This is a genomic window from Staphylococcus sp. NWU MK-U1 (genome assembly GCF_033283505.1).
GTDB lineage: Bacteria > Bacillota > Bacilli > Staphylococcales > Staphylococcaceae > Staphylococcus > Staphylococcus haemolyticus.
The window spans coordinates 501,353-511,173 of the sequence record NZ_JAVSMG010000002.1; the positions used below are offsets into that span (position 1 = coordinate 501,353).

A 9,821-nucleotide genomic window follows, 5' to 3' on the forward strand; every position below is an offset into this window, starting at 1 on the left:
ATTTATTATTTTATTAATTTAACTTAATTTACATTTTGTTGAACTACGCAATTATAATAGATATAATTTATATGTTATTTCATATCGCTCATGTTATAACTTTCAAATTTATTGAGTGATATAAAATTAAAATTCGAACATAGGTGATGAATTATGACATTAACAATTATCTTAATTGTTATCATCGTTATACTTATTTTGGCGTTCATCTTAAATCAACGTTACATGCAAGATAGAGTTGATACAGAAGTGTACGCAAGAAATCAGATGGTAACTAAGAATGCGACGCTTAGCAATGAAAATTTAGAACTTAAAAATCAAATGCTTAGTTCTAATAATGATGTAAGTTCACATGCAAAGCGCAACGCGAAACACGTTTTAACTAGCATTCTTGATAAGTATAAAGACCAAGGCAAGTTAAAGTATTACGATATTATAACGACAAGTAATTTAGCTACAAAACATCCTTTCTTTGAATACGCTAGAACATTCGATTACATTGTCATTTCAGATGTTGGCTTAATCAATATTGACGTCAAAAACTGGAAACAAAAAACGTTTTACCATTTTGATGCACCAGTAGACGACGATATGCAAATTGACACAAATGATGTAAATCAGATTGTCGGTCATTATGTAAGTAAACAATATCACAGTCAGTTTGATTCACCACGCAGTGAAATTTATACTTTCGTCGAAAAAATTCAAAATAATCGTGTGATTTATGAATTTTATGATCATGATCCATATGAACAAGCAGCGATTAATTCAAAAGTTTTAAAAGACGGAATTGAAAATCATTTTAATCATAAAGTACAAAGCATCGGAGTCGTTTACTTTAGCGATGGTAGCGTAAATATCATTGAGGGTTCAGAGGAAAGAGCTCAATATGTAGACACCGTTTCAACTAAATCATCACTTGAAGCGGTAATCAAAAATGCAATTGATTTATCTAAACATCCACTTTCTGAAGACCAAGTTACCAAAATTGTAAACAGCTTTAATAATTAATGCACATAATAAGCGATCGACAGTGAATCTAGATACAGATACACGTGTCAATCGCTTATTTTTTAACTCCATAAATTCACTTTATCTTTTTTAGCTTGTTGTTCATCTTTTTCAAAAAGATGACGATATTTGCCATTCGGTGAGAAGTACTTTTCACGTGCTAATCCATTTTTGACTAATTCTTCGTTGTACATAGTGTTCTCATCTAGCCACACATATGCAAGTGTCCGACCATATCTATCTTCTTTCTCTTTGTCATATTCTAAATACACATCTTTCCCATTTAAGTGTTGTTTACTATAATTAGATGCTTCTTTACCATATGGTTGAACTTGTTTGTTAGGTTTAACTGTTTCTGGTGTATCTATACCTATAAGTCTAACTTTAATTTCTTTTCCTTCACTATTTGTAGCAACAAAGGTATCACCATCTACTACTCGGTCTACATGTACTTTCTCTTTATCCTTAATGTTAGTACTGTTTGATGATTGAGAACCATTATTTTTAAAAGGTCCTGTATGATTTATAAATTGAAAGGCTAAAACGCCTACCACTAAAACAGCTAAAACGATGATACTTAATGATTTTTTCGAATTCAAAGATGTCACCTACGCTTTTTATTTCAATAATAAATATCATATATAAATTAAAATTAATCGTCAATGACAACTTGTTTTAGTTAGACGATGTTAGTATCTACTGTACTCGCAAAAAATGAAATTATTAATCTTATCATGCTATAATAAATGCGTTAGGAGTGACATCAATGTCTGAGAAAAATGAAAATTTAGTGACAGTTATAGCCGTAATTATAGCCATAATCGTCGGTGTAATACTACAAATTGTCTATAAGTTACCTATTATTGTCTCTGTCGTAGTAGCTGTATTATTAGGCGTCTTAGTAGGATTTATTGCTTATATCATTCAATCTATAATTCGCAAAAGAAAAAACAAGTAGCACAATTAGAAAATCTTAATAGAAATTTTACTTGCAATACTAATGGGAGTAAGACAAAGAATTCAAACTGAATATTTTATCTTACTCCCAACTTTTTTTATATTTAAGGTTAACTTCTTAATATTGTGGTATTTATAAGAAATACCTTAAATGTATAAAATTAATTTTAAAATATGATTAATTTATCACAATTTTAACTATCAAAAAGCCTCATCATTAAACAATTAGCGAGGTGTTATTATGGAAATCCTAGACGTAATTATAGATAATCACGGTCTAATTTATAAAGTACAAACACAAAATGGCCATGTATTCGAACATACTTTGGCGAAAGATACACCTCCAGATAAGGTTGCTCAAGTGTTACGGTTATTAGCCACTCATGTTGACAATCTAGAAACTCAAAAAAGAGATCATTAGTGAATTTACCAAGCCAAATCTCAAATTTTAAAATATAGTATTATATTTCACAAAAGTCAGGACATAGAGTTTTTTGGTTCTTGGAAACCATTCTCTTAAGAGCAAACTTATGTACTGACTCTTTTCTTCATATTTAACTACAACAATTAAATTCTATATCCAACCTTTTTCATTTGCTTTTTTCCATGCATCAAAGCGGTTCTCCGCTTCAAGTTTATCAATTATATTAGACGTGTAATTTCTTACAGTACCGTTTGAAAGATAGAGTTTATCAGCGACTTCTTTATTACTTAATCCTTCTCCTATTTCACGTAACACGACTTGTTCTTTATGCGTTAATGGATTAGCCTCTTTAAACAAAGATGTCATTAAAGACGCACTATATTCTTTTTCGCCTTTTAAAACTTTATGGATGGTTGCAACTAAATCATCTACCGATCGTTCTTTTAACACATAGGCATCAACATCGTTTGCAACAGCTCTTTCAAAATAACCAGGCCTTTTAAAAGTCGTGACAATAATCACTTTTGTATTAATTTTATTTTCTCTTAATTGCGATAATACTTCTAAACCCGTCATTCCTGGTATCTCAATATCTAAAATAGCAATGTCAGGCTGTTGACTATTAATAGATTGTAATGCGTCAATACCATTATCAAAATCATCTATCACTTTTAAATCGTCGTGAAATTCAATTAATTGTATCATTGCTTTACGCAACATATTTTGATCTTCTGCAATTACGATTGAAATCATTGTACACCTTCTCTCGGAATCATAATATCGATAGTCGTACCCTGTTTAGAAGTGATATTAACTGTCCCGCTCAATAACGCTACCCTATCGTTAATACTCTTTAATTTTACTTCGCTAGGTTGTTTCAGACCTATACCGTTGTCACTAATGATTAATTTAATACCATTGTCGTAACTTTCTATTTTCCCATTAATTTCAGAGGCTTCCGCGTGCTTAATTACATTGTTAACCGCTTCTCTAAGTATCATTGATAATATCGTCTGTTTAGTTGGGTTGAGGGAACTCGCACCTCTTATATTTTCAAAGTTAAAGTGAATATTTGCATCCTTTAAGATTTGTTCTATAGATTGAATTTCTTCTTCAAAAGTTTGAACTTTTAAATTTTCAATAATATGTCTTACTTTCTCTAATGTATCTTTCGAAATTTCGTTTATATTTAATATTTCTTTCTTAGCTGCTATCGGATCTTTATCGATTAGTTTTGCAGCTAATTCTGATTTAACACTCAAACTTGCAAATACATGTCCTAACGTGTCATGTAAGTCTTGACCTATTCGATTACGTTCTTGTTCCGCAATCAAAATATTAATATATTTATTTTTTTCTTCAATTTGTTGACGATATTGTCTCTCTTTCATTATTTTAAAATTACCAAATAATATTGCTAAAATAACAATATAATAAATAATAATACTCACGACATAAAAGTGATTCGTTTGTATAATCGTTATGATGATACATGTAATCATTGAGCTTATTAATAACATAAACTCCATTGATTTTACTCCCTTTTTAAATAAAAATGGTATAGCAAATGCACTAAAGAAGAAAAATAAACTCAATGTTGGATTGTATGCATATACAAAGTAAATAATCGCTAAAAAATGAATAAAAAATAATATTAAATTGATACGATGGCTTAATGCTTCATGAAAAAGAATTAAACTAGCATATGCAAATGTAAAAATGATTACAATAAATAAATTTAATAAAAAGCTATCATCTTGCCATGTTAAATACAAACCATAATATGGAAATATTAAGTAAATTAAAGATGAAATCTCTCCCATTTTAGCGCCTAAACTACGCTTCATTTATTCCACCTCTTTTCTCTTATTAATTAATAATGCAATAATTAAGAAAATAATGCTATAAATACCTAAAATTATGAATGATTGTACATTAAAGCCATTACCTTTACCAAATTCAAGTGCCAAATGACGTAAATGATACGTTGGTGTTAGTTTAGCAATTGTTTGCATCCAATCAGGAAATGTACTAACAGGGAACCACAATCCACCAATAATGGCTAATACAATATTAAGCAGATTAGCTACGCTACTTGCTTTCTGTGTCTCACTAAATTGCGTAATGATTAAACCTAATGTCAAAAACATGCTAGCACCTAACCATAAAGAAACACCAGATAAAATCCATTCACTTGCACTTAGATCTACCCCTTTATAGAAGTGTGCTACGCTGAATAAAAGCAATATTGAAGCTAAAAATAAAGTCATAGTTTTAATAATCTTAGCCAAATAATAATTTAATACTGTGATTGGTGTAGAAATTAATCTTTTATACCAACCACTGTTTCTTTCCTCGATTATTTCTAATGGAAACTGCATCAGACAAAATCCCCTTTAAACTGAATACCGTCATACTATACATATACTCTTTGTAAAATACTTTTTTCGCATCTGCTGGCATATCAATTAATGATGTAAACAATAAATAGAATGCCAAAGGGAAGATGAAAGCCATAAATGATGATAATTTGCCTCGAAATAATAGTTTATATTCAATATCAAGTAACGTTATGATGTTCGTCATAGTCTATTGCACCACTCTTTCTTCTTTTGAAAACATGAGTTCCAATAAAGATTTTTTATAAATTGTGATTTGATTTAAATCTACATTTATTTTAATTAGATTTGTAATAACTGCTTCAACATTTTCTGTTTGAATTTTTAAGTTACCATTCGTAATTTCTATATCATATGTTTCTGAAAGTATTTGATATTGTTCTTCCGTAAAGGTCATTATTTCAATAATTGAATTATTTTGACTAAATAAGATATTATGTGGTGTATCATTAATTTTGATACTTCCTTGTTCTAAATAGACAACTTTATCAGCCATTCTTTCGACTTCTTCAATATAATGAGAGGTGTAAAGTATAGTTATACCATCTTCTTTAAGTTGTTCAATTAGATTCCAAAAGTGTTCTCTTGTTTCAATATCCATTGATGTTGTTGGTTCATCTAATATTAAAAATTGAGGTTTGCCTATTAAAGTTAGAACAAAGTCTAATAATCTCTTTTGACCTCCTGATAATTTATTAGCATATTGTTCCAATTGAAGATTAGAAAATTGAGTTAATTTTTGAAACTCATTAAATGTCATAGGATTGGTATATAATTGTTGATATAAATGATATAGCTCTTTTACTTTAATGAGCTTAGGTAAATTCGTAGTTTGAAATAATATGCCCATATTATGTGAGGATATTAAATTAAATTTATCTTCGACTGTTCCACTATTCGCATGCTTATGACCAATAAGTATATCTATTAAAGTGGACTTTCCTGCACCATTTTTTCCGATTAATGCAGTACACTTTCCTTCCTCGATATCTAATGAGATATTATTCAAAACCGTCTTTTTACCAAACGATTTCTTTAATTGATTGATATATATCATAACGACCTCACATCCTTTTATTTTATATATCTACTTTATCTTTTAATCGAATTTAAAATTAGTTCAAATTGTCACGACTTTAATATGACATTTGTCATATTAACTACGACGAGGTATCAAAAAAAGAGATTAAGCAACTTTAAATTGCTTAATCTCATAATTTTTAACTATTAAATTAGATTCCTTTTGCTATAAAATTGGTGATACTAATTTTGCAATATCTTCTTTAACTTTAATTGAAAGCGAACGTTTCTTGTATTCCTCTAAAGTTAATAGTTTTGATTTTTCAATGTCTTCTTCGTATGCTGCTCTGATCTTTTTAGCGATCTCTTTATCATAAATAAAAGCATTTACCTCAAAGTTTAAAGCAAAACTACGATAATCCATATTAGCTGAACCGACACTACAAATTTCATCATCAATCATCATGACTTTTGAATGAATAAAGCCATTTTGATACGTATAAATTTTCACACCACTACTTAACAATTCGGCAGCATTTGAAAATGTCGCCCAATATACAAACGGATGATCTGGTTTACATGGAATCATCAAGTGTACATCAACGCCAGCATTCGCTGCCATTTTAAGTGCATTGATATACGATTGATCTGGAATAAAGTAAGGGCTTTGCATATATATAGATTTTTTTGCACTCATAATCATTTTAGTATATCCATATTCAATCTGATGTAAATCAAATGCTGGACCACTTGAAGCAATTTGAATCGCTGATTTCCCTTTATGCTGTCTTTTTTTAGGGAAGTATTTATCATCATATTCAAATTGTGGGCGGTGCGCTTGTGAATTCCAATCTAATATAAAACGTATTTGTAATGCGTCTATAACGTCACCTTCAACACGTATATGCGTATCTCTCCAATATCCTAGTTTACCAAGTCCTAAATAATCATCGCCAATATTAAATCCTCCAATGTAACCAACTTGACCATCAATCACTATAATTTTTCTATGATTACGGTTATTCATTCTAAAATTGATAAGTGGAAACTTAGATGCAAAAAACGCTTCAACTTCGCCACCTAATGATTCAAAATGATGAAATTTCGACATTCTTACTTTTTTAGAGCCTACATCATCATATAATATTTTAACTTCTAGTCCTTCTTTGAGTTTCGTTTCTAATGCATCTAGAATACGATGACCTAAGCCATCAAGTTCAAATGTATAGTACTCTAAATGTATGTAGTTCTTAGCGTTATAAATGTCTTCAATGACTTTCTTATATAGCTTATGACCATCTGTAAATAAGTCAATGTGATTATCTTCGGTTAAAAATGCATCTTGTTTGTTTAATAACATTCTAATTAAATCTCTGTGTTTTGTTACTTGTTGATTATCAGTTTGATAATTGTGTGCATCAAATTGTTTAACTTGATCCTTTATAACACTTTTAAATGTATCTAATTCCTTACCATTATTTTTCTCCATTTTTCTTTTTGAAACAGTTCTGCCAAAAAATAAATAAAGAATAAACCCGATTAATGGTAAAACAAACAATACAAAGAGCCACGCCCATGTAGAAGACGCACTTCTTCTATTTCTTTCTAAAAAGATGATAATAAAAGCTAATACTAGATTTATCACAAAGCCTAGTGCTAATAAAATCGTAAAAACAGTTCCCAAATCTGGGCCGAACATGAATTTCATAAAATAATACTCCTATTTAATTTTATAATTTAAATTATTTACTTAGCATTTAAGACCAAGATGGCATTTAGCACTTCTTCATTATTTGGAAATTTACGTTCTTCTATTTTGTCTATTGAAATATTTAGAACTTCAAATTGACTTCCTTCATCACTTTCAAGATACATATTAATCTCTTTTTCTAACTCATCCAGTGTTTTTTCTTGAATCTTTTTAAATTTGATTTTACTCATTCTACAACACTCCATTTCAACTTATTTGTTTAAATCATAGTCTTTTTACATTTAAATCGCAAATTAATTCATTCTATAACTTATATTTTATTAAAACGCTTACAATTATATATTTAAAATATTAAATTCACATAAGAGATAAATTATTGTATACTAAAGTCATTCTATTAAAATTTTCAGAATAATTAAATTATTTAGATTGTGGGGTATTATATGATTTCTTTTGAAAATGATTACCTTGAAGGTGCACATGAAAACGTATTACAACGATTATTTGATACCAATTTAATCCAGGCTTCTGGTTATGGTGATGATCAATTTTCAAAGCAAGCAGCAGAACAAATAAAATCTGTTATCAATTGTCCAGAAGCGACTGTACGATTCTTAGTTGGTGGTACGCAAACCAATCAAGTTGTTATTAATTCAGTACTAGAGCCATATGAAGGTGTGATTTCAGCTGACACTGGTCACGTAGCTGTACATGAGGGCGGCGCGATCGAATTTAGTGGTCATAAAGTTTTAACTGTCCCATCTCACGAAGGTAAAATTAGACCAAAAGAAGTTAATGCATATCTAGATACTTTTTACAATGATTTTAAACGTGAACACATGGTCTTTCCAGGAATGGTTTATATTTCACACCCTACAGAATACGGCACTTTGTATAGTAAAGAAGAATTGAAGAATCTTGCTGACGTGTGTAAAGAACATCAAGTACCATTATTTATGGACGGTGCGCATTTAGGCTATGGTTTAATGAGTGATCAAAGTGATTTAACATTTGAAGACATTGCTAAATACTGTGATATCTTTTATATAGGTGGTACTAAAATAGGTGCGTTATGTGGTGAAGCCATCGTATTCACTAAAAATAATGAGCCAAAACACTTTACCACTCGAATCAAACAACATGGTGCTTTACTTGCTAAAGGTCGTTTAGTAGGTGTACAATTTCTGGAATTATTCACTAATAATTTATATTTAGATATTAGCCGTCATGCCATTAATATGGCTAATAAAATGAAAAAAGGATTTCTTGAAAAAGGCTATCAACTTTACTTTGATTCACCTACTAATCAACAATTTTTTGTACTTAGTGAAGAAAAGATTAAAGAGTTGAAACAAAAAGTAAAGTTCGCGATTTGGGAGAAATATGATGATAATCATCGTGTTGTTAGATTTGCGACAAGTTGGGCTACTACCGAAGAAAATGTAGATAAGTTATTAGAGTTAATTTGATTATAGAGAAGGGAGTGGGACAGAATTCTTTTAAATTCGTCGTCCCACCCCCGCAAGGATGACTAGAACTGAGAAAAGCTTGATTTAAGCGCCTTCTCAGTTCAGTCAGCTACTGCGAATTTGCTAAATAGCATTATTATATTATTTATGTCCCAGACTGTTTTTTAATGTAGTTTATAATAAATACCGGCTATAATTACAATTAATCCAAAAAGTCCTATGATTATTTCTTTTTTAGATGGTTCACGTTTTTCTATAGTGACTTTAATATTAAATTCCACTTTTTATTCTCCTCTTAAAAGTTTAAGCAATCATGTTAATCACATTCACTACCACGTTAATATTGAATTTTAAGTAGTATAATACAATATTATACTTTGTTTTATTATTTTAGTCACCTATAGTTTAAAGTACTACCCTTTATCATACGCCTATTCTATTAATAACTTTTTGATAAGCTTCAAGCACTTGTGGATAAAGATATATTACTCTAGATCCAATCCGGCGAGTTACTTCAACTATTTCAGGTTCACAAACTATTTTATTTTGAAGCGTTGATTTACTTAATCCAGTTAAAGTTACTAAATCTTTAATACCTACTGAAGCATATTGCCTCTTATAATTTTTCAGTAAGTTTTCTAGTTTATCTTCAATCAATTTATTCATAAATGTTTCATCAATTTGGATTGTTATGTTACTCATGTTGTCTCACTCCATCTCCTACGATTAGTCAAGCATTTACAAATAAAATATGCATTACTTAACTAAACCGTTCAATTTTAATTTTTTGAATAAGGTGTTAAACTGTATTTGATTGTACGTTTGGCTAA

At 29.7% G+C, this 9,821-nt stretch carries 11 protein-coding genes and 1 pseudogene; 4 read left to right on the forward strand and 8 right to left on the reverse strand.

The features are described 5' to 3' along the window. The first annotated feature begins 153 nt into the window (after positions 1-153). The gene (locus SBL16_RS05475; RefSeq protein WP_107612518.1) at positions 154-1,011 is read left to right on the forward strand and encodes a hypothetical protein; all 858 of its coding nucleotides are present in this window, start codon (positions 154-156) and stop codon (positions 1,009-1,011) included. A gap of 62 nt (positions 1,012-1,073) precedes the next feature. On the opposite strand, the gene nucI is transcribed toward SBL16_RS05475, so the two are convergent. Beyond that, positions 1,074-1,610 carry a thermonuclease NucI gene (gene nucI / locus SBL16_RS05480; protein ID WP_107612520.1) on the reverse strand — a complete coding sequence of 179 codons (537 nt, stop codon included), beginning with the start codon at positions 1,608-1,610 and terminating at the stop codon, positions 1,074-1,076. Positions 1,611-1,777: 167 nt separating this feature from the next. Here nucI and SBL16_RS05485 point away from each other — a divergent pair, with 167 nt between their 5' ends. Continuing rightward, complete coding sequence (locus SBL16_RS05485; protein ID WP_011275874.1) at positions 1,778-1,969, forward strand: hypothetical protein; 192 nt, start codon at positions 1,778-1,780, stop codon at positions 1,967-1,969. A gap of 240 nt (positions 1,970-2,209) precedes the next feature. Further along, complete coding sequence (locus SBL16_RS05490; RefSeq protein ID WP_037537151.1) at positions 2,210-2,389, forward strand: hypothetical protein; 180 nt, start codon at positions 2,210-2,212, stop codon at positions 2,387-2,389. A 153-nt stretch (positions 2,390-2,542) separates the two neighbouring features. Here SBL16_RS05490 and SBL16_RS05495 read toward each other — a convergent pair whose 3' ends face one another. The 6 genes and pseudogenes from SBL16_RS05495 to SBL16_RS05520 all read right to left on the reverse strand — a co-directional run bounded on the left by SBL16_RS05495 (position 2,543) and on the right by SBL16_RS05520 (position 7,752). Next, on the reverse strand, positions 2,543-3,145 hold the full coding sequence (locus SBL16_RS05495) for a response regulator transcription factor (protein WP_107612522.1): 603 nt from the start codon (positions 3,143-3,145) through the stop codon (positions 2,543-2,545). Further along, complete coding sequence (locus SBL16_RS05500) at positions 3,142-4,239, reverse strand: sensor histidine kinase (protein ID WP_107613665.1); 1,098 nt, start codon at positions 4,237-4,239, stop codon at positions 3,142-3,144. The genes SBL16_RS05495 and SBL16_RS05500 overlap by 4 nt, the downstream gene beginning before the upstream one ends. Beyond that, positions 4,240-4,978: pseudogene (locus SBL16_RS05505) on the reverse strand (ABC transporter permease). 3 nt (positions 4,979-4,981) lie between these two features. Continuing rightward, on the reverse strand, positions 4,982-5,848 hold the full coding sequence (locus SBL16_RS05510; protein ID WP_053041023.1) for an ABC transporter ATP-binding protein: 867 nt from the start codon (positions 5,846-5,848) through the stop codon (positions 4,982-4,984). Between the two features lie 189 nt (positions 5,849-6,037). Then, a complete protein-coding gene (gene cls / locus SBL16_RS05515) occupies positions 6,038-7,519 on the reverse strand; it encodes a cardiolipin synthase (RefSeq protein WP_107612702.1) in 1,482 nt (493 codons plus the stop codon). Between the two features lie 38 nt (positions 7,520-7,557). Beyond that, the gene (locus tag SBL16_RS05520) at positions 7,558-7,752 is read right to left on the reverse strand and encodes a hypothetical protein (protein WP_107612699.1); all 195 of its coding nucleotides are present in this window, start codon (positions 7,750-7,752) and stop codon (positions 7,558-7,560) included. 213 nt (positions 7,753-7,965) lie between these two features. Between SBL16_RS05520 and SBL16_RS05525 the strand changes: the two genes are divergently transcribed. After that, a complete protein-coding gene (locus SBL16_RS05525; protein WP_119472381.1) occupies positions 7,966-8,991 on the forward strand; it encodes a threonine aldolase family protein in 1,026 nt (341 codons plus the stop codon). A gap of 423 nt (positions 8,992-9,414) precedes the next feature. On the opposite strand, the gene SBL16_RS05530 is transcribed toward SBL16_RS05525, so the two are convergent. Beyond that, positions 9,415-9,693, reverse strand: a complete 279-nt coding sequence (locus SBL16_RS05530; protein WP_107612747.1) for a hypothetical protein — start codon at positions 9,691-9,693, stop codon at positions 9,415-9,417. Positions 9,694-9,821: the final 128 nt, after the last annotated feature.